This is a genomic window from Sphingobium sp. UBA5915, from assembly GCF_002431195.1.
Classification (GTDB): domain Bacteria; phylum Pseudomonadota; class Alphaproteobacteria; order Sphingomonadales; family Sphingomonadaceae; genus Sphingobium; species Sphingobium soli.
On the sequence record NZ_DJDV01000005.1, the window covers coordinates 44,399 to 69,929 of the forward strand.

23 protein-coding genes and 2 pseudogenes are annotated in these 25,531 nt (G+C 60.3%); all 25 read left to right on the forward strand.

The genetic code is table 11. The features are described 5' to 3' along the window. Positions 1-35: 35 nt before the first annotated feature. The 25 genes and pseudogenes from B2V90_RS00760 (at position 36) to hxsC (ending at position 25,504) form a co-directional block, all read left to right on the forward strand. Positions 36-1,247 carry a TerD family protein gene (locus tag B2V90_RS00760; RefSeq protein WP_017500762.1) on the forward strand — a complete coding sequence of 404 codons (1,212 nt, stop codon included), beginning with the start codon at positions 36-38 and terminating at the stop codon, positions 1,245-1,247. A 72-nt stretch (positions 1,248-1,319) separates the two neighbouring features. Then, positions 1,320-2,486 (forward strand): DUF475 domain-containing protein, encoded by a 1,167-nt coding sequence (locus B2V90_RS00765; RefSeq protein ID WP_081261042.1) that lies wholly within the window; start codon positions 1,320-1,322, stop codon positions 2,484-2,486. 60 nt (positions 2,487-2,546) lie between these two features. Beyond that, positions 2,547-3,683, forward strand: a complete 1,137-nt coding sequence (locus B2V90_RS00770) for a TerD family protein (protein ID WP_017500764.1) — start codon at positions 2,547-2,549, stop codon at positions 3,681-3,683. Between the two features lie 76 nt (positions 3,684-3,759). After that, positions 3,760-4,332 carry a TerD family protein gene (locus tag B2V90_RS00775; RefSeq protein ID WP_017500765.1) on the forward strand — a complete coding sequence of 191 codons (573 nt, stop codon included), beginning with the start codon at positions 3,760-3,762 and terminating at the stop codon, positions 4,330-4,332. 76 nt (positions 4,333-4,408) lie between these two features. Continuing rightward, on the forward strand, positions 4,409-4,990 hold the full coding sequence (locus B2V90_RS00780; RefSeq protein ID WP_017500766.1) for a TerD family protein: 582 nt from the start codon (positions 4,409-4,411) through the stop codon (positions 4,988-4,990). A gap of 108 nt (positions 4,991-5,098) precedes the next feature. Next, positions 5,099-6,403: a VWA domain-containing protein gene (locus tag B2V90_RS00785; protein ID WP_017500767.1), complete on the forward strand. Its 1,305-nt coding sequence runs from the start codon at positions 5,099-5,101 to the stop codon at positions 6,401-6,403. Positions 6,404-6,451: 48 nt separating this feature from the next. Further along, positions 6,452-7,450, forward strand: a complete 999-nt coding sequence (locus B2V90_RS00790) for an ATP-grasp domain-containing protein (RefSeq protein WP_017500768.1) — start codon at positions 6,452-6,454, stop codon at positions 7,448-7,450. A gap of 15 nt (positions 7,451-7,465) precedes the next feature. Then, a complete protein-coding gene (locus tag B2V90_RS00795) occupies positions 7,466-8,608 on the forward strand; it encodes a S1C family serine protease (RefSeq protein ID WP_293919433.1) in 1,143 nt (380 codons plus the stop codon). A gap of 9 nt (positions 8,609-8,617) precedes the next feature. After that, positions 8,618-9,685 carry a DUF4236 domain-containing protein gene (locus B2V90_RS00800; RefSeq protein ID WP_086027942.1) on the forward strand — a complete coding sequence of 356 codons (1,068 nt, stop codon included), beginning with the start codon at positions 8,618-8,620 and terminating at the stop codon, positions 9,683-9,685. A 62-nt stretch (positions 9,686-9,747) separates the two neighbouring features. Beyond that, complete coding sequence (locus tag B2V90_RS00805) at positions 9,748-10,899, forward strand: phosphoribosyltransferase domain-containing protein (RefSeq protein WP_017500771.1); 1,152 nt, start codon at positions 9,748-9,750, stop codon at positions 10,897-10,899. 2 nt (positions 10,900-10,901) lie between these two features. Beyond that, entirely contained in the window at positions 10,902-11,648 is a 747-nt protein-coding gene (locus tag B2V90_RS00810) for a hypothetical protein (protein ID WP_017500772.1), read from the forward strand. After that, positions 11,648-12,751, forward strand: a complete 1,104-nt coding sequence (locus tag B2V90_RS00815) for a cysteine protease StiP family protein (protein WP_017500773.1) — start codon at positions 11,648-11,650, stop codon at positions 12,749-12,751. Before B2V90_RS00810 ends, B2V90_RS00815 begins: the two co-directional genes overlap by 1 nt. Then, positions 12,748-13,650, forward strand: coding sequence for an HpcH/HpaI aldolase/citrate lyase family protein (locus tag B2V90_RS00820; RefSeq protein ID WP_017500774.1), 903 nt, complete (start codon positions 12,748-12,750; stop codon positions 13,648-13,650). The genes B2V90_RS00815 and B2V90_RS00820 overlap by 4 nt, the downstream gene beginning before the upstream one ends. Before the next feature lie 61 nt (positions 13,651-13,711). Beyond that, on the forward strand, positions 13,712-14,881 hold the full coding sequence (locus tag B2V90_RS00825) for a toxic anion resistance protein (protein ID WP_017500775.1): 1,170 nt from the start codon (positions 13,712-13,714) through the stop codon (positions 14,879-14,881). Continuing rightward, positions 14,878-15,549 (forward strand): hypothetical protein, encoded by a 672-nt coding sequence (locus tag B2V90_RS00830; protein WP_199909665.1) that lies wholly within the window; start codon positions 14,878-14,880, stop codon positions 15,547-15,549. Before B2V90_RS00825 ends, B2V90_RS00830 begins: the two co-directional genes overlap by 4 nt. A 457-nt stretch (positions 15,550-16,006) precedes the next feature. Continuing rightward, positions 16,007-16,564: pseudogene (locus B2V90_RS00840) on the forward strand (helix-turn-helix domain-containing protein); the annotation flags it as partial. Next, positions 16,565-16,978 (forward strand): annotated as a pseudogene (locus B2V90_RS00845) (response regulator transcription factor); the annotation flags it as partial. A gap of 162 nt (positions 16,979-17,140) precedes the next feature. Next, positions 17,141-17,662 (forward strand): hypothetical protein, encoded by a 522-nt coding sequence (locus B2V90_RS00850; protein WP_017500779.1) that lies wholly within the window; start codon positions 17,141-17,143, stop codon positions 17,660-17,662. Positions 17,663-17,713: 51 nt separating this feature from the next. After that, a complete protein-coding gene (locus tag B2V90_RS00855) occupies positions 17,714-19,249 on the forward strand; it encodes a hypothetical protein (protein ID WP_017500780.1) in 1,536 nt (511 codons plus the stop codon). Beyond that, on the forward strand, positions 19,246-21,300 hold the full coding sequence (locus B2V90_RS00860) for a hypothetical protein (RefSeq protein ID WP_234415582.1): 2,055 nt from the start codon (positions 19,246-19,248) through the stop codon (positions 21,298-21,300). Before B2V90_RS00855 ends, B2V90_RS00860 begins: the two co-directional genes overlap by 4 nt. A 10-nt stretch (positions 21,301-21,310) precedes the next feature. Continuing rightward, positions 21,311-21,979 (forward strand): hypothetical protein, encoded by a 669-nt coding sequence (locus B2V90_RS00865; protein ID WP_017500782.1) that lies wholly within the window; start codon positions 21,311-21,313, stop codon positions 21,977-21,979. Between the two features lie 307 nt (positions 21,980-22,286). Continuing rightward, a complete protein-coding gene (locus tag B2V90_RS00870; RefSeq protein ID WP_048937974.1) occupies positions 22,287-22,544 on the forward strand; it encodes a hypothetical protein in 258 nt (85 codons plus the stop codon). A gap of 29 nt (positions 22,545-22,573) precedes the next feature. Further along, on the forward strand, positions 22,574-22,882 hold the full coding sequence (locus tag B2V90_RS00875) for a hypothetical protein (RefSeq protein WP_159078608.1): 309 nt from the start codon (positions 22,574-22,576) through the stop codon (positions 22,880-22,882). Continuing rightward, the gene (gene hxsB / locus B2V90_RS00880; protein WP_017500785.1) at positions 22,875-24,338 is read left to right on the forward strand and encodes a His-Xaa-Ser system radical SAM maturase HxsB; all 1,464 of its coding nucleotides are present in this window, start codon (positions 22,875-22,877) and stop codon (positions 24,336-24,338) included. The genes B2V90_RS00875 and hxsB overlap by 8 nt, the downstream gene beginning before the upstream one ends. After that, positions 24,335-25,504 carry a His-Xaa-Ser system radical SAM maturase HxsC gene (gene hxsC, locus B2V90_RS00885; protein ID WP_293919434.1) on the forward strand — a complete coding sequence of 390 codons (1,170 nt, stop codon included), beginning with the start codon at positions 24,335-24,337 and terminating at the stop codon, positions 25,502-25,504. Before hxsB ends, hxsC begins: the two co-directional genes overlap by 4 nt. Positions 25,505-25,531: the final 27 nt, after the last annotated feature.

Below are 25,531 nucleotides of genomic sequence, written 5' to 3' on the forward strand. Positions count from 1 at the left end.
GAAAAAAGCTCCCCGCCTTCATTCTGGAGTAACGCATGCAGCTGCAGCGGGGGGAAAAGCGCGGCCTGTCTGATCTTGGCGTCGGCAATCGTCTGACGATCAAGGTGGATTTTGGCCTCGAAGGTGTCGATATCGCAGCCTTCGGCCTCAACAAGGAAAAAAAGATTGGGGACGACCGCTATGTCGTTCTCTTCTCCAACACGCGTACGCCGGAGGGAGCAGTCACGCTCATTCCGACATCCGACAGTGCCGTCTTCAACATCGACCTCGACCAACTGCCAGCGGCCATGGATCGGATCGTATTTACCGCGACCCATGATACACGCCCGGTCGCTGAATCTAGGCCGCTCACTGTCACGATTGACGGTTCCAAGGCGATGTTCAACGTCGCAGAGCATCTCTCGTCCGAAAAGGCCGTGATGCTGATCGAGCTTTATCGCCACAGCTCCGGCTGGAAGGTTGGCACGATGGCGGCCGGCTTTGCAGCAGGGCTGGCCGCTCTCATCGAGCATTTCGGCGGGGAAATCGCTGAAACCCCTTCGCCTGCCCCCACGCCGACGCCGGCCGCGCCTCCGCCGCCCCCGCGTCCCGCAGCGCCGCCTCCACCTCCACCTCCGCCTCCGCCGCCTCCGGCAGCGCCTGTCTCGTTGAAGAAGATCACATTGGAGAAATCCAATCCGTCGGTCAGCCTCAAAAAGACCGGTTCGACGTTCGGCGAGATCATCCTTAACCTGAACTGGAACCAGGGCGAAGCGAAGCGCGGCTTCTTCGGCGGCGGGTCCAAGAAGGTCGACCTTGACCTCGGCGTCATGTTCGAGATGCATGATGGCTTCAAGGGTTGCATCCAGGCTCTCGGCGAGAGCTTCGGCTCGTTTGACTATGCGCCCTGGATTGAGCTCTCCGGCGATGACCGCACCGGCTCGGTCGCAACCGGCGAGACGATCCGGGTCAACGGACGCTTCTTCGACCAGATCAAGCGCATCGGGGTGTTCGCTCTGATCTACGACGGCGTCCCCAACTGGCGCCAGACCGACGGTATCGTCCGGATGAACATCCCAGGGCAGCCCGAGATCGAGGTTCAGATGAATGAAGGGGATGATAACCGCCGTCTCTGCGGTATCGCCCTCATCGATAACGTGGGGGGGAACCTGCAGATGAAGCGCCATATGAAATATTATCGCGACCAGAAGCAGTTCGCCGACGACATCGGCATCCGCCTGCGCTGGACAGCCGGCTCGAAGGATTGAGCCGGCCACCTCATCGTTTCACATTTTTGCGGCAGGATTGACCTGTTCCAGCCAGCCCACAGGGGGGTATAAATGAAGAATTTCACAGGGTCATTGGCGTTCACCGTCTTTGCCCTCATTGCAGCCGGTTTGGTCGGTTACAGTGAGTCCGGGTTGCTCAGCGGCGCCCTTTCCATGGCTTTCCTTGCGCTGGTGCTCGGCGTTATGGAAACCTCGCTCAGCCTCGACAATGCGGTTGTCAACGCGACCGTCCTCAAGGACATGGACGAGGTTTGGCGCCGCCGCTTTCTCACCTGGGGCATGCTCATCGCCGTCTTCGGCATGCGCATCATTTTCCCGATCCTGATCGTCTCCTTCTCGGCCTTCGTCTGGCCGTGGGAAGCCGCGCGCATCGCGGTCACCGACCATGAACTCTACGAGCAGATCGTCACCGGTGCCCATGTCGGCATTTCTGGCTTTGGCGGCGCGTTCCTGATGCTGGTCGGCCTCAGCTTCTTCTTCGACGACGAGCGCGAGCATCACTGGCTCGGCTTCATCGAAGGCCCGCTGTCGGCTTTCGCCAAGATCCCTTATTCTCCCTACATCGCGACCGTCGCGATCGTTGCTGGCCTGTCCTTCCTCGTCCACGGTCATGAACAGCAGACCTTCCTGATTGCCGGCCTCGCCGGTGTTGTGGTCTACTTCCTCGTGCAATGGTTCGGGGACCTGGTCGGCGGCGAAGAAGATGCGACCGGTGCGGTCGTTCGTTCAGGCGCAGGCGCGTTCCTCTACCTTGAGGTTCTGGACGCTTCCTTCTCCTTCGACGGCGTGATCGGCGCCTTTGCCATCACCAACAACATCATCCTGATTGCTCTGGGCCTCGGCATCGGCGCCTTCTTCGTCCGCTCGATGACCATCGCGCTGGTGAAGGGTGGCCACCTGGCGGAATTCCGCTTCCTCGAGCCTGGTGCCTTCTATGCGATCATCGCCTTGGGCATGATCATGCTTCTGAGCATCCGGATCGAAACCCCGGAAGTCGTCACCGGCCTGCTGGGCGCGGCCATTCTAGCGCTCTCGCTCTGGGCATCGGTCCGCCACCGCAAGCGCTTTCCACATGAATATGAAGAGGGTGGTGAAGCCGAAGCGATCCTGCCCACCGGCCAGGTCATCGTCGGTGCGCATACGGCAGGCGCCGACACGGTCGAACCGACCAGCCCGGCTGCTTCGCCGACCGGCAATCCTGGTCCGCAGACGGCCTGATCGAGCAACGGGGCGCCCGACGGCGCCCCTTCATATCACCATCAGACAAACGCAAGAGCCATGCAGCTTCAAAAAGGCGCAAACGCCGAGATCGATAGCAATATCGTGGAAATCAGCTGGCACGCCACGCCCGGCAAAGCCGAGGTGGACGTCTCAGCCTATCTTTTGACCGGCGAGCGCAAGGTCGAAGGTGATGCTGGCATGGTTTTCTATGGCCAGCGCAGCGTCCCGGGTGCAAACCTCACGATCTATCAGGAACAGCGCGCAGCGGTTTTCGAGATCAACCCAGCCACACTGCCTGCGACCATCGAGACCATCGCTTTCTGCGTGGCACTGGACACAAGCCACGATCAGTCGCGCCGCCTCGCCGACGTTGGTGCTCTCAAAATGCAGATGGGATCGAACAGCTTCGAGATCCCACTAGCCGGCATGTCCGAGCAGGCTCTCATCATCTGTGAAGTCTATAAGCGCAACGGCACCCTCAAGGTGCGGGCCGTCGGTCAGGGCTTCAACGGCGGTTTGGCCCCGCTTGCTATCAATTTCGGCGTCGACGTCGAAGGCGCCAATGAACAAGCGCCAACGCCAGTCTCCGCCCCGTCAACACCAGTGAGCGCTGTCTCCCTCAAGAAGGTCACGCTCGCCAAAAATGAGCGTGTGAGTCTGTCGAAAGCCACGGGCAGCATTCGCGCCAAGCTCAAATGGGAAGGACGTGGAAAGGGAGAGGGCGACCTCGACCTCTATTGCTTCTACGTCCTCAAGGACGGGACCTGCGGCAAGGTGTATTGGAAGGACATGGGGCGCTCTCACGCGCTGCCCTACATCAGCCTGTCGGGAGATTCTCAGGTAGCTGGTGAAGAAGAAATAGTCCTGCATCGCCCGGACGAGCTTCGCTACGCCCTGTTTGGTGCTTACAGCGCCGTCAGCAACGGCGCCGGCTCTTTCGAGAGCTATCGTCCCAAGCTCATCTTCTACGGCCAGGATGGCAGCGAGGTCACCGTGCCACTGCTCAATCCGAACCGGACCTCCTACTGGGTCGCCATCACCCATCTCGATATCGATCGCGAGATCGTGATCCAGCATGTCGAGACATATGGGAAGAGCGGCCGCGCCTTTGTTGCTGCTGAACGGGCGCCCCGCCTTCATGCGGATGGCACCTGGGACATCAGCAAGGGGGCAATCGAATTCAAGCGCAAGTAGCTTGATCATCTCTCGCGTGCTGCTGGGCGGGCGCCGCGCGGAACCACCAACGCCAAAATGAAAGGACGTTTGAAACATGGCAATTTCGCTTTCCAAGGGTGGCAATGTCAGCCTGTCGAAGGAAGATCCAACTCTCGACGAAATCATGATCGGCCTGGGCTGGGACGCGCGCGCCACCGACGGCTCGGACTTCGACCTCGACGCCTCGGCCTTCCTGCTGGCCGCCAGCGGCAAGGTCCGCAGCGACAGCGACTTCGTCTTCTACAACAACAAGGTCGTGGCCGGCGTTGAGCATCAGGGCGACAACCGCACCGGTGCCGGCGAAGGTGACGACGAGCAGATCAAGGTCACGCTGTCGAAGCTGCCGGCCGACGTCGACAAGGTCGCGATCGTCGTCACCATCCACGAAGGCGAGGCCAAGGGGCAGAGCTTCGGCCAGGTCTCGAACGCGTTCATCCGCCTGGTCAACCAGCAGTCGAACAACGAAGTTGTCCGCTACGACCTGTCGGAAGACGCCTCGGTCGAAACCGCGATGATCCTCGGCGAAGTCTATCGTCACGGCACCGACTGGAAATTCCGCGCCGTCGGCCAGGGCTTCAAGGGCGGCCTGGGTCCGCTTGCCACCAATTACGGCGTCAACGTTGGCTGATCTGTTCCGGGGGCGCAGCCGCGCCCCCGGCCTGACTTCACACCTTTCAAAAACACAGCACCAGTAGGAGTGTTCAATGGCTGTTTCTCTCGTCAAAGGCGGCAACGTTTCGCTCTCCAAGGAGGCTCCGGGGCTCACCTCCGTCACGGTCGGCCTCGGCTGGGACGTGCGCAAGACCGATGGCCAGGCCTTCGACCTCGACGCCTCGGCTTTCATCATCGGGGAAACCGACAAGGTCATCTCGGACGCGCACTTCGTGTTCTACAACAACAAAACCTCGCCCGACGGCTCGGTCGTCTATGGCGGCGACAACCGCACCGGTGACGGCGAAGGCGACGACGAAACCATCAAGATCGATTTCGCCAAACTGCCGGCCGACGTGAAGAAGGTCGTGATCGCGGTCACCATCCACGAAGGCGCCGAGCGCAAGCAGAATTTCGGTTCGGTCTCGAACGCCTACGCACGCGTCATCAACGATGCCGATGGCAAGGAGCTCGCGCGTTTCGACCTGTCGGAAGACAGCAGCACCAACGCCGCCATGATCTTCGTCGAGCTGTATCGCAGCGCCCAGGGCGAGATCAAGGTGAAGGCGATCGGCGAAGGCTGGGAATCGGGCCTGGCGGGCCTGGCCGGCGGTATGGGCGTTAACCTCGGCTGATATCCATGAAGCGGCCGGTCATCTAGCCGCTACCTCTCGAACCGCCGGGGCTTGCCTTCGGCGGTTCAACTGTCTTTTTTGTCCATAGGATATCGAGCCTTGAACCTGATGAACCCCGGCGAAAAGCGTGCCATCGCGGATTTCACTGACAGCAATGTCATCAACGTGATCGTTGCCCATGATCCGGCCGACATCGACATTGCCGCCTTCGGACTCGACGCGGCGAAAAAGATTGCCGACGACCGCTATACGGTCCTCTTCAGCAACAACGCTAGCCCGGACAAATCCATCACTATGTCCCGGTTGGACAGCGGGACGCTCTTCTCGATCTATCCTGAGAAGGTCCCGGGGCATATCGACCGCATCACGATCACCGCGACCCATGACACGCTCCCGCTGCAACGAGCCACCGTGTTGAAGGCGACCATCAACAACGCTGTGACCGTCGACGCCAAGCCGCATCTCGGCGACGAAAAAGCAGTTATGCTGCTGGATCTCTACCGCCATAATGGTGCCTGGCGCCTCGGCGCTGTCGTGCAGGGCTTTGCCGGTGGTCTTGCGGCCTTGGTCACACACTTCGGCGGAGAGGTCGATGACGGATCTGCTTCATCCCCCGCACCGAGCACCCCTGCGCCGGCGCCCATTCCGTCCGCCGCGCCATCCGCGCCTGTCTCGCTGAGCAAGGTCGATCTGCGCAAGCAGCAAGTCGGCGTCTCGCTCAAGAAGCTGGGGATCGAGCATGAGAAGGCCGAAGTCCTGTTCGTCATCGATGGCAGCGGCTCCATGGCCAAACTCTACAGCAATGGCACTGTCCAGGAGACGGTGGAACGCATCGCGCCAGTAGCCCTGCGGCTAGACGATGATGGCACCATGTCGACCTGGTTTTATGCCTCGCGTTGCAAGCAGGTCGAGGATCTGACCGCAAAAAACCTCGAAGGCTTCGTCGCACGTACACTTCCTTCTCCCGGCGCGAAAATCGGCGCCCGCGAGACCGGCAAGAAGGGCTTCTTCGGCGGCGCGGTCAAGGAAGGCGGGGACTCCATCGGCTACGGCAATAATGAGCCAGTGGTTATGAATGCCATTCTGGACGCCGAGCCGAGCCACCGCACCAAGCCGCTGGTGATCATTTTCCTGACCGACGGCGGAATCGACGGTTCGACCTCGAAAGAGATCATCGCGATACTCCAGCGGATCTCGAACCGCCCGATTTTCTGGCAGTTCGTGGGCGTCGGCAACGCGAACTACGGGGTTTTGCGAAAGCTCGATACCATCGACGGCCGGGTTGTCGACAATGCGGGCTTCTTCAGCGTCGATGATCTCTCGCGCATCAGCGACGATCAGCTTTACGACCGCATTCTATCCGAATTCCCAGCTTGGCTGAAGGCTGCGCGTGCCGCACGGATCATGCCCTGACCGCCTGTCTTAACCACAAAAGCACCATCTCTCCTCTAGGACTTTCCCATGCGTATCTGGTTCAATCGCGGCTTCTCCCTTGCTCCTATCTCGGCTGCCATGATCGCAGTCGATCCGACGCTGGAGGTCTACGCGAGCGTGGGCGAAGGCATGCCGGCCTATGAGGGGCCGACGGAGACCTGGGTCGAACCCAATTTGCCGGTGGCTCAATATGTCGAATGGGCGCGGGAGATAGTGATCGCCCGGGGCATCGATATCCTCATCCCGACACGGTACCGCAAAGCCCTCTCGCAAGCAGACCTGCCCTGCCGGGTGGAATTGCCAGGTTCGATCGAGACGCTCGCTCTTCTCGAGGACAAATATGATTTCGCGGAGGCGATCCGCGACGAACCCTTCCACCTGCTGACCACGCCCGTCGAAACCACGTGGCAGTTGGAGAGCAGCATCTTCACCTTTCCAGAAGTCCATGGCGAGGACGCCGAACCCTGCGTAAAGCCGCGCAAGGGCGTCAATGGCCTCGGGTTCTGGCATCTGACCAAGGTCAATCCGACCAGCCATCTCCTCAACCCAGACGAGCGGAAGATCCGAGTGGACCTCTACCTCGATGCCATGCGCGCGCAGGAGGTGGACGGCCCGATCGATGAACTCGTGCTGATGGAATTCCTGCCGGGCCCAGAGATCTCGTTCGACATTCTCGCGCACCACGGCCGGCTGCTGAAGGCAGTCGCGCGCACGAAACAGGAGAACGGCCGCCAGCGTATCCAGTCCGAGCATCCGCTGAAGGACGCGGCCGCCCGGCTGATCGAGCTGTTCAACCTGCATGGCGTTGTGAATGTCCAGTTCCGCAAGGCCAAGGACGGTAGCTGGAAGGCGCTTGAGATCAACAGCCGTCCCGCCGGCGGCGTTGTCTATGGCGAGAAAGTCGGCGCGCGCATCATTGCGGATTGGGCGGGACTGCTGACCAGCCGTCTCACCCCGGACAGCATCGACCGTCGCTCGATCGACACTGAGATCGCCATCTCAAACACCGTTCTTGAAGTCAGCTAAGCACGAGGGCCTCTGGTGATCACTCCGCAACCTGGTCAACGCATCCAGCTTAACAATAATCCAGAATGCCACATCCGGATTCTGGGGCGCGATGCTGAGCGATTGGGCGTCGCAGCGATCAACTCGCAGGGCGCAGTTCTGCCGTTCGAGGAAGGTCAGGAGGGGAGCTGGTATCTCTCCTCCTTCGCTCCGTTGGGTGATCAGTTCGAGATCATCGCCTACATCGTTGATGATCGGTCAGGAGGCTTCGTCAATCAGAGCTATCCCATCCAGATGGAGATTTCAGGCGAGCAATATGCGCTGCCGGCTCCAGACGGCCAACTCGCCGCCATCATCCTCTCTGAAATCTACGTGAAGGCCGGCACTCGGCGGATGAAGGTCTCGAACGAAGGCTATACCTTCGGCATCGACGCCTATCTCCGCGCCCGCAATCTCGCCTCTGTGACCATGCCCTTCCGGCAGCAAAAGCGGGCGCGGACGGAAGAGCCAGACCAAACTTCGCCGTTTGAACCCGACCGGCATCGCCCGTCCGCAGCCCCAGGACAGGTCATCGGCACCGGCAGCGGTATCATCGTTGCGCCTGATCTCGTGATCACCAATGCCCATGTCATCGAGGATGGAGAGAGCTTTCGTCAGGGACGGACGCAAAATCTCCTCCGACCGGTCGCAGTAGATCCCAAGCATGATTTGGCGCTGCTCGAAGGCTCAACCAATGGCCAGCCTCTGCCCATGCGTATCGGTGCGCCTATCTGGCTCGGCGAAAGCGTGATGGCTGCCGGCTTTCCCCTGATGGATGTGCTGGGCGCTGATCTGAAGGTGACTACCGGCAACATCTCAGGCCTCACCGGAAACCACGGCGACATCTCCCGCTTCCAGTTCACCGCCCCCATCGGGTCAGGCTCCTCTGGCGGCGCCATCGTCGATGAATATGGGAACCTGGTCGGCGTCACCTCGGCGTCCCTTGCCCATGGAAATATGCGCGAGCGCGGTTCGATCTCAGAGAATGTGAACTTTGGCATCCGCAGCAGCTTTGTTTTCGAAATGATCGCGGCCGCCGGCTTCACCGCGCCAACCCTTGGCCACCATTCGGAGAATAATCGCCGGGAGGTCGTCAACCGGCTGCGCGCCAGCGTCGTCAGCATCATCGTCAGCGCCTGAGGGGGTCTCGTGGGTTTTCGATTCAGCAAACGTATTTCAATCTTGCCGGGCGTCCGGCTCAACCTCAGCGGCTCTGGTGCTTCGCTATCGATCGGGCCGCGCGGCGCCTCGATTACGATGGGTAAGCGCGGTGTTTATGGCAATGTCGGCATCCCTGGAACCGGGCTGAGCTATCGCGAGCGGCTCGACAAGCCCAGCCGCAGCTCCATTCCAAGTCGGCCACCAGCCGTGCCAACGCCCCCGGAGCCTCAGATCCCCAACGGCCTCGTAGCTCGGATTGTCGAGGATCAGCTGGTGTTTCTCGATGGGGAAGGCCAGTCCATTGACCCCGCACTGATCCCGCTCATCAAGCGAACCATGAAGGACGAATTGCGCGAATTCCTTCAGGAAAATGTCGATGCGCGTAATGGCGCTGCCACCTCTCTAACGACCATCCATCTCGACATTCCCCAAACCGTGGGCCAGATCTCCGGCTCCAGCGCGGGAAAGCCAAGCCGCGAGCAATTTGCTTCTGGCGAGGAACACATGGCGGCGCTCATGGCTTGGCGGGCCGCTCAAGCGAACGCGGGGCCCGATCTCGCTGCGATCGAAGACGCTTTGCTGCAACGTCTCGGCTGGCTGGAATGGCCCCGCGAAACCAATATCGCGATTTCCTTCAGCGGCGGCAGGCTACTACTCGACGTGGACCTCCCGGAAATCGAGGACATGCCCTCGGTCAAATGGTCGGCTGACTTCACACAGCTGGCATTCCGCCCGAAAGAGCTGACCCAGAAGGAGCGCGCAGCTCTTTACCTCGACCATGTCTGTTCGCTGCTGGTGCGGCTCGTAGGGCATTCTATGGCGGTCGCTGAACCTATCCATACCGTCGCCCTGTCCGCCTACACGCAGAGAAGCGGGGCAATTGGGCAGGAACGAGACGAATATGTGGCCACCTTGTCGGTCGATCGGCCTGCATGGGGCGAGGTCAATCTTGCCTCCCTAGCGGAGATTGAGCCTCAAAATCTGCTCCGGCATCTCGGGGCAAAAATAGAAACCAACAGCAGAGGAATACTGCTGGTCCAGACGCCTCTGACATGATCAAATATATGCAGGGCATACCCGGCTATCGGGTTCACAGATAAAGAGGAAATTTCTGATCCATGACGATCATGGTCGACGACACGCGCGTCGTGACGCTTGAAAGCGGCACTCTCACTCTCAAAATTCAGAACGACGCTTCGATCGACGAATTGTGCGGCTTTGCAGCTCGCGCCAATCCTAAGCGTGGGTTCCTGATCGTCTCGAAGGTTCTCGGACGCCACCTGCCGGCGGCTCCGGCCGCCATGCGCGGTTCCATGGATCAGCTGGGGGCTATGCTGCCCGCCGACTTACCCCAGCCGGTCGCCTTCCTCGGCATGGCAGAGACGGCGACAGCTCTTGGGCAAGGCGTGTTTGCCGCCTATCGGCGCAACAATCCTGATGTCTCTGCTCTCTACCTGCAGACCTCCCGCCAGCGCGTCGACGGATCAACGATCATCGCAACCTTTGAAGAGGGGCACAGCCATGCAACCTCGCATCTCGTCCAGATCGCGGATGAGCAGCTGATCGCGCTCGCGCGTTCCGCCCGAACCCTCGTCATCATCGATGACGAATGCAGCACGGGCCACACCTTCATCGGCGGCGCGGAAGCAATGATGGCGGCCTTGCCGAACCTTGAGCGCATCGAAACCTGCTGTCTCACCGACTGGAGCGGCCAGGCCTATTGCACGGCCATGCCGCTTCCCACCACCGGGCACGCGATCCTGCGGGGCGCGATGAACTGGGAGAAGAACCCGGACCAGGTGCCGCCCCAGTTGGCCAGCACAAGCAATGGTGTGGGCACGGCGCCGGCCACTGGCATGGGCAGCCGTTCGGGTCTTCTCGACCCGGAGTGCGCCTTCCGAGCGCCGGTGGAACCCAAGGCCGGAGAGCGCATCCTTGTGCTTGGCGACGGCGAACACAGCTATGAAGCCTTGCTCATCGCCGAGGAAATCGAAGCCAAGGGCGGGATCGCCGCCGTCCAATGCATCACCCGGACGCCCGCGCTGCTGGGCCATGCCATGGAAACCGTATCGCATTTCGACGATGCTTACGGCAGCGGCGCCCCCTGCCACCTTTATAACATCCTGGGCCATCAGCCCGACCGCATCATCATCACTGCGGAGATTGCGGGTGAACAGATCCGCCAGGCGAAGGCGGCCGTCGCCGCTCTTGGCAAGGACATACCGATTGAGATGGTCCTTTGCGCATATCACTCTGCGGAGGAAAAATAAGAATGACCGCGCCTGTTGTGTTCACCGATCTGGATGACACCCTGTTCCAAACTGCCCGGAAGTGCCCTGACAAGAAGGCGGATGGCCTCCGCCTGATGAGCACGCTCGTCGATGGTTCGCCGTCGGGCTATGCCACTAAGCGCCAGGAAAACCTGCTCGGCTGGTTTCGCGCCGGCAAGGTCATCCCCGTGACCGCCCGCAGCACCGAAGTGATGGCCCGGGTCGATATTGAGCAGGCGCCAGCGATCTGCTCCAACGGTGGCTGCATCACCCTTGAAGGGGGGTCGGTCGACGAAGAGTGGCACAGCCACCTCATCGCCTCGGCCGCCAAAGAGCCCAGCATCCATGAGATATACGGGGAGATGACCCGACCGCTTGAAGCAGAGCAGTTCCGTCACTGGGTCGTCTCCGAGCACGGCCTGCCACTCTACATCGTCATCAAGAGCAACATCGATGATGGCGAAGTCCTGGATGAGCTGACTGAGGTTCATGCCGAGATTACGCCGCTCGGCTGGCGTCGCCACAAGAACGGCAACAATCTCGCCTACATGCCCTCGTGGCTGAACAAGCGGCACGCGGTCACCTACCTCATCGAGAAAGTCCGCTCCATCGCGCCCGACGCCCCGATCATCGGCGTCGGCGACAGCACCTCGGACGTCGGCTTCATGGACCTGTGTGACTTTGCCATGGCCCCCACCAATTCTCAGTTCTGGAACGCTGTGCGCAGCGGCAATGATTGGACCCGCTAATGAGCACGATCCTCGCTGAAAAACCCGCCCTGTTCTCCGGCTCTTACGATCCGTCTGACGTCCAGATCCTGCTTAAGCCGGCCGCAATCCAGCATGTCGATGTCGAGGAGAAGGAGCGCCTGATCCAGTCGGGCACGCGCCACTATTCTGAAATGCTGTCACCCGAAAAGGTGCCGGACGAGCGCTATATGACGCTCTATGCCGACGCGCTTCGCCGTAATGGCGGGTCGCTGCGGGCACATATCGAGTTCCTCGCGCGCAAGATCGCGGCGCGCCCGGAAACCGCCAAGGAATGTGTCGTCATTTCTCTGGCGCGGGCAGGGACGCCCATCGGCGTCCTTTTGAAGCGCGCTCTGGTCCGTATCGGCATTGATGCCCATCATTATTCGATCAGCATCATTCGCGGTCGCGGCATCGACCTCAATGCCCTTCGCTACATCAAGGCTCGTCACGGTACGGAAACCTCGATCTTCCTCGACGGATGGACCGGCAAGGGCGCGATCAAGGGTGAGCTCGAGCGCTCGCTCGCTGAGGAATCGCTCGGCTTCTCGCCCTATCTTGCAGTCATCGCCGATCCCGCCGGCTGCGCGGATCTGGCTGCCACGACCGAGGATTATGTCATTCCGAGCGGCCTGCTGAACGGCATCGTCTCGGGTCTCATCAGCCGTTCTGTCCTGACCGATGACTTCGTGGGTCCAGACGATTTCCACGCCTGCCTTTTCCAGGAAGAGCACGCGCCATTCGACAGCAGCCGTGATTTCATCACTGCCATCGAAAATGCGCCCATGCCGAAGGCAATTTGGAATCCATGGTCGCTGAATGAAGCGAAAGCAGCACGCGACGGACGCGAAGCCCTGCTCCGCAAGTTCACCGTGGAAGGTGAGATCAGCGACGTAAACCGGATCAAGCCGGGCATCGCCGAAGCAACCCGGGCGATCCTGCGCCGAGTTCCTGATCGGGTCTGCGTCCGCGATCTCAATGACCCTGAAGTCCAGCATATCAGGCATTTGGCAGAAGCTGTCGGCCTGGTGGTCGAAGAAATGGACCTGAAAAACTACCGCGCCGTGACGATCATCAAGCGCCTGCAGGGGGAACAGGAATGAAAGCAATTGAGTTGGGGGCAACCCTGTACGTCCCCGCGATCAAGGACAATCTCCTCGACACTGCCTACGGAGCCAACCCTTCGGTTCGTTCCATTGTCATCTGCCTTGAGGACGCCATTCGCGAGGATCAGGTTGAGCAAGCTGAAGCGCGCTTTGCCGAAGCGCTGACCCAATTTGCTGCGCGCGAAACGCCTGTTCTGGTGTTCGCGCGTCCGCGCAATATCGAGATGCTGGTCCGCTTGCTGCGCCTTCCGGGCATTGAAGCAATCCAGGGATTTGTCCTCCCGAAGATCACGACTCAGAACCTGCCCCAATGGCTTTCCGTGCTCGTCCACGGAAAACATGCCTTCATGCCTACGATCGAGGGCGAGGAAGCCTTTGACCGGACGGCGCTCAGCCGTCTGCGGGACCAGCTGCTGCCCTATGCCGACCGTGTCACCGCTATTCGCATTGGCGGCAATGATATCCTCAACATCCTAGGCGTTCGTCGCTCCAATACGAGGACCGCCTATGATGGTCCGCTTGGGCCGGTCATCCGCGACATTGCTGGAACCTTCCTGCCCTACGGCTTCAGCGTCGCAGCGCCCGTTTTCGAGCATTTCTCCTCAACCGATTTGCTCCGCGCTGAGGTTGAACAGGACATCGAACATGGCTTGCTGACCAAGACAGCGGTTCATCCTTTGCAGATGGAAACCATCCAGAGCCTGTACCGTCCAAGCGGCGCAGAAATGGCCGAAGCTCGGGCGATCCTCGAAAAGGACGCCCCGGCGGTTTTCGGCGCCCATGGCAGCATGTGCGAGCCTGCCACGCACTCACGATGGGCCGGCACGATCATTCAGCGGGCACAAATCTATGGCACCGCGACACCGGTCACAGAGGCGCAAAGCAGAGTCGCATAGGCTGGAGCACGCGCAAGAAATCGCCTAGTTACTGAATGCAGAACGAATTTTGGGGGTAACCATGAACGATCTTGTCCTTAAAGCGCCGGAACCCGTAGCCGCTATCCCATCGGAAAAGGCTGCTGGCCTTGTGCCGATTGATTCCGACGTTAAGAGCAAGCTCGACGTCAAGGTGGACCAATATGTAGGCGAACTGGTATCGCTCGACGCCAACAGCCCGGACTTCGGCAACAAGGTCAACCAGCTGGCCAACATCGGCCAGAAGGAGATCGTTGCCCTCACGAGCCAGAGCAACCGCTTTCTCGATCGCCCAACCAAGGCGATGGACGGTGAGGGTGACGTCGGCAGCTCCCTGATCGAATTGCGCAATGTCATCGAAGGGCTCGATCCGTCGCGCGATGGCGGCCTGCTCCAGCCACGCAAGCTGTTCGGCATTATCCCCTTTGGCAGCAAGCTGAAGGCCTATTTCGACAAATATGCGTCTGCTCAAAGCCACATCAACGGCATTCTCACGGCTTTGACCCGAGGCAAGGATGGCTTGCTTCAGGACAACATCGCCATCGAAGCTGAGCGTCGCAAAATGTGGGAAATGATGGGGAAACTGGAGCAGATGATCCATATCTCCAAGACCCTCGACACCCGCCTCGAGGACAAGGCGGCAGAACTGGACGCGGTTGATCCAGCGAAAGCCAAGGCCATCCGCGAGCAGGCGTTGTTCTACGTTCGCCAGCGCACCACCGATCTCCTCACCCAGATGGCCGTCACGGTCCAGGGTTACCTCGCCATGGACCTGATCAAGAAGAACAACATCGAGCTGATCAAGGGCGTCGATCGTGCGTCAACGACGACCATTGCAGCCCTGCGCACCGCCGTGACGGTAGCGCACGCGCTCGCCAGCCAGAAGCTCGTGCTGGATCAGATCACGGCCCTCAACACGACCACCTCGAACATGATCGAGAGCACCAGCGAACTGCTCAAGACCAACACGGCACGCATCCATGAGCAGGCGGCCTCCTCGACCATTCAGGTCGAAACGCTTCAGAGGGCCTTTGCCAACATCTACGCGACGATGGACGCCGTCGATGAATTCAAGATCAAGGCGCTGTCGAACATGAAGCAGACGGTCGATGTCCTCTCGGCCGAAACCGAAAAGGCCAAGGGCTATATCGCCCGCTCGGAAGGCGCATCGCAGCGCGCTCTCGGGACGGATCCGCTTCTCAGCATCGCATGATCGCTGCCCTTGCAATCCTTTTTGGACTGATTGCTGCATGGTACGTCCTGCAGTTGCTGCTCTACCAGTATCGCAATAAGCGTGCTGGTAGGGCAGTATGGGTGGCGTATGACGCGCGGTTGAAGAAAGATGGACGAAGGTCATGGCGAGAAACAAGACGCGAGCTGGAGGCTGAATTGAGCATTTTTGACAAGCTCAACCGCGCCCTGTTCGGTGCCCAGAGTTCCCCATCCACGAAGCCGACCAATGCCATTTCTGCCGCCGCCACTCCGCTACCGCCGGCGATCATCGACTATGAAGATGAACGCGTACCCGGCCCAGCCAAAGACCGGATACGCCGCATCCATGCTTGTCTGCAACAGGTCGAGGCAGCGATGGAACGTGAAACCATTCCCGGCTTCTCCCGCGTCGATGTCGAGCAAATGCGCAGTCATCATCTGCCCAAGCTTGTCAAAAGCTACATCGACATCCCGGCGTTGCACCGGTCAGAGATCTTTCGCAAGACCGGCAAATCAGCCAGCTTCATCCTGAATGAGAGCCTCGACAAGATGCAGAGCCGGATCGACGAAATCCTGCGCAATCTCGCTCAGCATGACATAGATGCCTTCACTCAAAACACCCAGTTTATCGGGCAGCGCTATGCGGATGAGGACAACCCCTTTTTATGATATCATTGATTGCCGCCGCTGCGATGATTGTGCCTTCTGGCAAGATTTTCCAGTGTCGTCCCACTCACGTATATGACGGAGATGGACCGGTATGGTGTGCCGAGGGTCCAAAAGTTCGGATCAGCGGCATCGCTGCGCGAGAGGCCGATGGCACATGCCGCCCTAATCAGCCTTGTCCTCAAGCGTCAGCGGAGCAAGCCCGTGACGCATTGGTCAATCTGTTCGGAGGACCGAAAGGACGCATTGCGACTGGCCACATTCAGGTTCGGTCAGCCCCGATGGTCTGTCGTTCAGTCGGAGACGCTGGTGTCATCGGTCCTGCAATTCTCCGCAAAAGTGGGCTTTGAAAATTCCTTAGTTGGTGGCCCCTTCATCTCATTCTGCCGGGGCTAGCCCTGGCAGAATGAGATGAGCCGACATCGTCCTCATCTCCTTTGCAGACGCGGAGACGGGGCCGATGATCCGACTTAGAGAATTGATGATGATCCTCGAGCTACATCGGCAGGGCGTATCGATATCCGCCATCGCCCGACGCACTGGTCGCGATCCCAAGACCATCCGCAAATATATCAAACGGGGCGTCGAAGGTCCGGTGTATGGCCCACGCGCATTGGGGCGGCCGAACAAGCTGGCGCCCTATTTGGAACTTCTACGCGAGCGGGTGACGGCCTTTCCTGATCTGACGGCAGCGCGCCTGACGCGTGAAATCCGTGAGCTGGGCTATATGGGTGCCTATACCGCTGTGAAGCGGTTCCTAGCAGCGATCCGACCAGAAAATGGCCCCAAGCCCTTCGAGGTTCGGTTCGAGACGCCGCCTGGTATACAGGCGCAGGTCGACTTCGCCCGGTTCGTTGTCGATTTTGCCGATGAACCCGGCATCAGCCGGATCGTCTGGCTGTTCAGCCTGGTGCTGGGGCATTCGCGCTTCTTGTTCGCGCGCTATGTCATGCATCAGGATCTCCAAACTCTGTTGCGCTGTCATATGCAGGCTTTTGAAACGATCGGCGGCGTTCCGATCGAGATGGGGGATCTCGACGGTTTTGCCTTCGCCGACCGGATAAGATCGCTCGACCCTACTACCGCGATCATTTTCATGACGGCCTGGCCGACCACGGCCAATGCAGTGGATTCGGTCCGACGCTATGGCGGGCTCGATTATCTGGAAAAGCCACTGGACGAAGAGCGCCTGCTGGCCGCTGTCGCCGAGGGTGTCGACTGGTCGCGCCAACGCCGGCGACAGATGAGCAGGACCGCAGCACTCTCGCCGCGCGAACGGCAGGTGTTCGAACTATTAATCCAGGGGCATAGCAACAAGGTGATTGCCGGCATGCTGGGCCTCAGCCCTAAGACGGTCGAGGATCATCGTGCTTCGGTCATGGCCAAAACCGGCGTGAACGGGTTGGCGCAGTTAATCGCGCTGGGCGGCTGAGTCGCCCCATTCGAATGTTTAGTTTCGGTAACGGAACTTTTACTCTGGGCGGCAACATATGCGGCTGTTATCCGGGAATAATCCGGATGGTGCTCCGGAGCAGTTCCGGGCATGTGGTGCGAACGGTCGGCAGGGGGCGCTGACCGTAAGGGGGTGATCATAATGCGGTTGAAGACGATGATGGCGCTGTGCCTCGGCACGGTGACTATGCTGAGCGGCTGTGGCGAAAAGACCAGCGATGGTGGGGAGCCAGCCGTTCAATCGGCTCCAGCCGGTGATTCGAAAGCTGCAATCCGCTCCGCCATCATCGCCAGAAACTTTGGCGAGGCCGCTCGCCGGGCCAAAGAGTTGACGGAAAGTTCGCCCGAGGACGCCGAAAGTTGGCTGCTGCTGGCGCGAGCCGAGGCGCTGTCCGACAATGAGGGCGCGGCGCTCGATGCGCTCGACCGTGCGGTGCGCGCAGGGCTGGCAGATACCGATCGGGCACTTGCTGATCCCGCCTTCGGCGCTATCCGTGATAGCGATCGTTTCGTCGCGATCGAAGAGCGCGCCAATCCTGCCGCGCATGCCAGCGGGGCTCGTCCGGTCGCTTCACCAGCTTTGAAGAAGCATGAGCAGCCGGAGGTCGAAGTGAGCGACGATTATATCCGCGCAGGGGATGTGGTCATCAAGGGCGATCTCTGACCGTTCCCGCCTCTCTCCTTACATCATAATCATTCTTCGAAAGGATTTTCCATGCGCGATATGTCGCGTCTCCTGCTCGGCGCGTGTGCCGGGCTGGCTCTCTCCATGCCTGCCGCGCTTGCGGAGATCTCCAGCGGCGAAGGCCGCGCGCCAATCGGTAAGGATATCGAATCCGTGCGCACCATTGCGGAAAGCGAGGCGCGTCGCGCCATTGTGACGCAGATGTTGCTGCGAACGATCGGTCAGCAGCGCATGGGCGAGGTCGGCCAGCAGCAGATCGATTCCATCGCCGGCCAGATTGGCGCCGAGATGATCGTGACGCGAGAACCGCGCCGCGAGGGCAATATCTTCTTCATGAAGCTGACCGCCGACATTGACGGCGGCTGGTTTGCCCAGCGGCTGGACGATCAGGGCATCCAGAGCAATTCGCAACGTGCCTCCGGCGACCAACAGCGGATCATGGTGATGATCGATCCGAAGACGGGACCGGGCCGCGACTTCAGCAAGCCCGCCGAAGTGACGGTCGAATATGACCGCCAGACTGGCGGCTCCTTCAGCGACAAGTCCGTTGTCGCCGCGTCGGAAAAGGATCGTTCGGCATCGAGCGACCGCAGCGCCGGAGCCTATCGCGGCTCGGCTGCCAGTGCGATCGGCGTCAGCAACGGCTATGGCTCTGCTGCCGGGCGCGCACGCAGCAATGTAGCGGGCGGCTATTCGAACAGCAGCGCATCGGCGAGCAGCCATTCGGCCGCGTTCATCGATAAGTCGAATGTCCAGGCGGAGGTGCATGACAATGAGCGATTCCGCTCGCATGTCGTCTATCAGCGCCCGGCCCAGACCAGCGGCTCACGCGCGGCGCTGAGTGGCTTCACCAGCCAGCTGCGCAATTATGGCGTGGCAGTCGCGACCGCCGACATCGCGCTTACCCGCTTCTACGGAGGAGCGATCCCGTCATTTGAATCGCTGCGCCAGCGGCCGGATTATGAGCAATTCCTCCAATCGCTGAGCCGGGACAAGGCGCCTTTCTTCATGGGAGGCACCATCACGGTCAACCAGCTGGGCGCCGCGCCCAGCGGAGGGGTGCGATGCAGCGGCGTGCTGGAAGCCAGCGCCTATGCCACCGCTGACAGCGAGGAAATCGGCTCCGGCAGCGCCAATGGCACGGCGATCGGAGACGGGTTTGACGATTGCGAGGCGAAGCTGACGAAAACGCTGGTCACGACCGTCGCGGATACAGTTGGCCCACAGGTGCAGAAGCGCTGGCGCACAATCGCGCAGGCGGCCGCCGCCGCTGGGGTCGATAGTCGGCAGAGCGCGGACTATGCGCTGGTGCTGCGTGCGAACCGGCTCGATATGGCGATGCAGGCCGACATTCTCGACGCGCTGCAGGCGACCAATGGCGTTGAAGCGCAGAATTTCGTGTCGCAGCAGGGCAATGAGATGCGCTTCACCGTGCGCTATGCTGGGTCTACGCCGCTCCAGCTGGCGCTCTACCAGAAGCTGCGCGCTAACCCTGCCTTTGCCGGCATGCAATCGACGGTCAACGGGCGTTCCGTGCTGCTGTGCCTGGCGGGATGCGGTCAGTGAGCCGCAACCGGATCTGCTATTCTGGACTGCTTCTGGTTCCGGCAGCGGTGGGACTGGCGCCCGCCGCCGCGCAGTCGCCTGCTCTCCATATCTGGGCCTCGCCGGCGCTTTACGGGCTGGAGGGGTCTGCATGCGGTCGGGTAGCGGACCGGACGGCGGATGACGATACGGCGATGATCGCGCCTTCCCTGTGCGACGCGGTCAAGCGACTACAGCCTGCGATTGCCGCGCGTTTTACCCAACTTGTCGCCCTAAGGATGCCCGGAGCCGAGGATCGCTTCGGCGCGCATCTGCCGTCGGACGCCACGGCACGGGCGCGGCTTGCCGGGAGTGCGGTGGCGTCGCTGCGGCTCAGCCGTGCGACGATCTGGCGCGTGCACAAGGGTGGGTCGGTCGAAACCCATATGCCGGTCACCCTGACGCTCGACATCAGCAATATAGCGACAGGCGAAGTGCTGGCGACGCAGAGCATATCTGACGACGCGGCCGCGACCTATGCCGAGGGTGAAGTCGATGCACAGGCAGCCGCAAACCTACCCGGCCACATTGATGCCGTACTGGTCAGACTGGTCGATCAGGCCGCAGCGGCGTGGAAGCCCTACCCGATAAGCGCGACCGTGCTGGCCGAGGACGATGGTCGCTGGATCATCGACAAGGGCCGCTCCGCCGGCCTGCGCGTCGGCGACATCATCGGTGAGGATGGTGAAGTCCTGCATGCCGGATCGGACTATGCCGTGGTAAAGCCTGTCCTTGGATCCTACCGGACAGGCCAGCAACTAGCGCGCACCGCGACCCAGCCGGTCGACATGCTGGCGCGGCCGAGCCTGCTGTCGGTGGTTGCGACAATTCCGCCGGGCTATCCGCGCATCTATCTCACCCAGATTTTCGAAGACGCTTTGGGAAAGGCGGGACATTTTGCTCCCGTTCCGGTCAATCCGTCGATGATGGACCTTCGCACCCGCGCGATGGGCGATGCTGGCGCCACGTCAGACGAAAGCCGCAGTTTGCCGGACTATGTGGCGCGGATCAGCATTGACGCGCTCGCGCCTTCCGCCATGCCTAGCAATGTTCCCGGCGTCATGATCGAGCAGCATGAGGCGCATGTTTTTGTCGAGCTTGTCGATCCGTCCGGCCGGGTTCTCGCCAGTTTTCATGCAGCCGATCAGATTGTCGATCAGATCGCGCGCGGTATCCGCTTTTCTGCCGATCAGCGGCGCGACACCGTGGTGCGCAATGCGCTTACCAAGGCGGCGCATGCCGTGTCCGCATGGCGCTCGTCTCCCGCCATGTTGCCGGTAAATCACAATGGTGAGGGCTTCAGCATCACCGATCCGGGAGGTGCGCTCAGCCTGGGGCAGCAGGTTGTCGTGCTGCGCCGGATCGGCAAAGTCGGCCCAGTAGCGGATGTACGGCTGCCCGTAGGCCAACTCCGGGTCGATCAGACGCTGGCAGGGCAGACACTGGCGGCAAGCGACATCGGCATGGAGCCACTGCGCTTCAAGGCAGGTGACATGGTCATAATCGATGCGGCGGGCCAGGCGCTCGGCACGCGCCGGGCGGTGGATCAATGCCGCGATGCGAGCGGGATGCCGAGCGTGGACTGGCGTGGGGACGCCCAGCCAGCGGTCTGGCGTATCGGCGCCGGACCGCTCTTCACCGGCAGCTTCGCTGGACCGACCTTCATCGCCGACCTGCCCATGGAACTGGCGCCCTTCGCACCCTCCTTCAAGGGATGGGAAAAGCTGGCCGCCGCGCGGCCGCGCAGGAGCGATTATTGCTTCACGCCGGTCTTGTCCCTGAGCGCAACGGCGCAGGGTCAGCGGCCGCTGGTCATCGGCTACACGCTCCGCAACGGCACGACAAAACTCGGCGGCGGTGCGATGCAGGTGCAGATGACCCCGACAACCATGACACCCGACAGCGCGGCGGAGATGCGCGCCGCCCGACTGGAACAGGATTTCGCTACTGTGGCCCTGCCGCTGGCTAGCAAGGCCGCTGCGGCCCTCAAGCCTCCGGTCGAAGCGCAATTTACCACGAATGAGGAGAAGTGACTTGAACAAGATGAGCATCAAATGGGCAGGTGCGCTGCTGCTGTGCGCGGTACCTATGGCCGTACATGCGCAGTTCGGTGGTATCGGCAAGTTGAAGAGCGGCCTTGGCCTGGGCGGAAGTGAGAGCAGTGGCGAGAGCGTTGATACCGAAGCCTTCCTCGGCAACGCCGTCCGTTCGACCAAGAATGTCATGATCTCGGCTGTGGCGCTCAACTACGCGCTTGGGCTCAAGCAGGACAAGGCAGGCGCCCAGGCAGAGATTGCTTCGATCAGCGGGATGCAGGACATCAAGGAGATCGGTGCGACCAAGACGACATTCGCGTCGAACCTCAGCGCCATCGCCGATAATGAGCATCTGGCCGACGATGTGCGCGCACGCTACGAAAAGGGCTCTGCCGCGGAAAAGAAGATGTTGTCGCTGGCGGTCGGAAACCTCGCTATCGGTGTCGCGCGCAACCTTGTGCTGGCAAAGCAGGCCCCTGAAGCGGTCAAAAGCGTGGGCAGCAATCCCATGTTGGTCAAGCGCGTCGGTCAACTCAAACTGGCAGGTGAACTGGTGGGGATGCAGGCGAAGGGGTTGAGCGGCATCGCAACGAAGCTGCCTGCCTTACTGTCTGCAGTGAAGATCAATGCCCCTGCCGCGCCCGAAACCACGGAACCTCAGGCGATCGTACTTTAGTGTTGGGCCCCGGGAAAAACCCGGATAGGAGCGATGAGCTCCATTAGCCATAGCCATGTTGCGACCCGAAGGAGACTCCGTTTCCTTCACCTGACCCGGCCGTCTCGGCCGGGTCATTTTCTCGAGCGGCTCAGCCGCGGGACTGCACTATGTGAAATTCTCTCAGCGACGGTCACACAGAATAGGAAGTCATTTTCCAATTAACCGTGGAACAAATGCAAGTTAATCCGGGCTTTAATAAGAAATTCCCATTGACTGCGCGATTAAGTCGATGGCATGTATGACGCATCATTACAGGGGGAAAACAATGGACCGCCGCAAATTTCTGAAGCCTTTCGCCGCCTCTGTCGCCACGCTGTTGGCTACCGCGCAGGCTCAGGCCGTCGTTCATCCTGAAACCGTCACCTCCATCGCCAAGGTTGTCGAACAGGCTGGTGCCGCGCAGGATTTGGTTCTCACCAAGGCTGACGCGTCCGTTCAGCTCGCCAGCCACGGCAGCCATAGCTCTCATTCGAGTCACAGTTCCCATTCGAGCCACAGCTCGCATTCCTCCAGCGCATATTGAGGAGGCGCGCTTCGGCGCGGAACTACTTGATGGACTCGGTGACCGGTAGAGCCCGGACAGTGCTACTGTCGCGGGCCGCCTTTTCGATGGAGGCCGTTAAGCGCGCCTCCTATTCCCTGATGGCGCAATATGATGTGTCGGTCGCCGTGTCCGACGATGATATCGTCTGCACATTGTCGCCAGCCAATAAAGCATCGCCAATGGACACCGCAGAACGCGATTTCCGACGTGAAGTCGTCGACCAGGACCTGCGAATCTCGATCGAGCAGCGGACCGAGGCCTATCGCGATACGATCCTCGGTCTCGCCTTCTCCCGCACCGGTCTCCAAGATGGCTAAGTTTCGCGATGTAGCGGCGTTCGACGATTCAGCGAGCTCTGGCTACACCATGCTGCCATGGCGCTTCACGTCGCTCGACGACGAGCGCTATGTTGCTACCAACATGGCCGGCGAATATCTGGCTATGTCGCGCGAGGAAATCTTCGACTTCGCATCTGGTCGCCTGCCAGCTAATGACGATCTTTACACTGATCTCAAGTCGAGGCACTTTCTGATCGACGCTGACACTGATGTTGCTGTCGACCTTCTTGCCCTCAAGGTTAGGACGAAACTCGCCCCTTTGGCAAACTTCACCGGGCTGCACATCTTCGTGACAACGCTCCGGTGCGAGCATAGCTGTCCCTACTGCCAGGTCTCTCGCGCCAACGATGATAAGCGCGAGTTCGATATGACCGAGGAGACGGCGATGCGCGCGCTCGATCTTGTCTTCGCATCCCCGTCACCCGCGATCAAGATCGAGTTCCAAGGTGGCGAATCCCTTTTGAACATGCCGATGATCCGTTTCATCGTGGCAGAGGCGCTCCGCCGCAACGCGACAGCGCAGCGCAATCTGGCCTTCGTTATCGCCACGAACCTGGCTGTTCTCGACGAGGAAACATTGGCTTTCGCGCGCGAGCACGGCATCTTGATGTCGACGTCGCTTGATGGGCCGGCAGATCTCCACAACCGGAACCGACCACGGCCCGGGAAAAACTCGCATGAAAAGGCGATCGACGGAATCAAGCGGGCGCGCACCGCCCTAGGCCACTATAATGTTGGCGCTCTTATGACAACGACGGCCGCGAGCCTCTCCCGGCCGCGGGAAATCATCGATGAATATATTCGCCTTGATTTCGGCGGCATCTTTCTCCGTCCGCTTTCTCCTTACGGCTTCGCTATCAAGACGAAGACCTATGCGGCCTATGACCAGCGCAAGTGGCTCAATTTTTATTTCGAGGGGCTGGACTACATCATCGACCTTAACTTGGCCGGTCACGAATTTATCGAGCACTATGCAGCCATGGTCCTCAAAAAGATGTTGACGCCATTACAGACCAGCTATGTCGACCTCATGAGCCCGGCGGGAATCGGAATCGGCGCGATAGTCTACAATTACGATGGCACTGTCTATGCATCAGACGAGAGCCGAATGTTGGCTGAAATGGGCGACACGACCTTCGCTCTCGGAAACGTGCATGACAATAACTTTGCCGAAATCATGCTCGGTGAGGCGCTGCTCAATCCATTGGAACAATCCTTCGCCGGCAGCGTGCCAGGTTGTTCCTGGTGCGCTTTCGAACCTTGGTGTGGCGCAGAGCCGGTATTCCATCATGCAACCCAAGGTGATTTCGTTGGCAAGAAGCCACTTTCCTCCTTCTGTACGCGCAACATGTCGGTGTTCAGGGGTCTGATCTCCCGCATGGAGGCTGACCCAGAGGTCAGACGCATATTCGAACGCTGGGCGAATATCGTATGATCACGCTACGTGGACGATCCGTCGAATTCAATAAGGCCGCGATGGAAAGCGGATCACCTCTGCTGCGCCTGACGACCAATCGCGCCCGACCCACGCCTTTGCGGGCGCTCGAGGCATTCGTCTACGAGGGCGGTGAGATGCCCGATGGCTTCGGGTGGTATCTGCTAAGGTCGCCTGACGCGATGACGCGCGTGCCAGTCGGTGTGCCCGCAGCGATGCTTCCTGCAGAATTCGACCACCTCGCCGATGGCGATGTAGTCCGGCTAGAGCCGTCACGAGGCGGCCTGCGCACGTTGTTCCGCAAAGCAGTGCCATACAATCACTTTCTGCTTACGGAGCGGTGCAACAACTATTGCCTGATGTGCTCTCAGCCGCCCCGCGCGGTAGAAGATGGCTGGATCGTGGACGAGATTCTCGAAGCGCTGCCGCTCATTGATCGACAGGCCACTGAAATCGGATTCACCGGCGGTGAGCCGACATTGCTCGGGGACCGATTTATCGAGCTTGTAAGGGCCGCGAACTCCCATCTTCCGGCTACTGCCCTTCACATCCTATCCAACGGTCGCACATTTGCTGCAGGAACACTCGCGCGAGACCTTGGCGCCGTTCGGCATCACGACCTCATGATGGGTATCCCGGTTTACGCCGATCTCGCTCACCTCCATGATCATGTGGTGCAAGCAAACGGTGCATTTGACGAAACCATTCGCGGCATTCTAGCGCTGAAAGCGCATGGCGTCCGCGTAGAGGTCCGCGTCGTGCTTCAACAGCAGACCATAGCGCGGCTAATTCCGCTGGCGCAGTTCTTGGCACGCAACCTCCTTTTCATTGATCATGTTGCGCTCATGGGCCTCGAATTGACAGGTTTTGCTCGCGCAAACCTGGAGCAGATTTGGATTGATCCCGCCGACTACCAGGCAGAGCTGGCCGAAGCCGTAGGAATCCTCGATCGGGCCGGGCTCAGGACATCGATTTACAACAGCCAGACCTGCGTCCTTGCGCCGTCGATCCGACGCTTCGCTCGTCGCTCAATCAGCGACTGGAAACAGGAATACATGCCCGACTGCACAGGCTGTTTGGCGAAGAACGAATGCGGCGGTTTCTTCAGCTCCGCAAAAATCCGCTATAGCCGGGCAATTTCGCCAATCACGGAATACGCAACATAGCACTGCGCCGTTGGGACTGGGGCAACC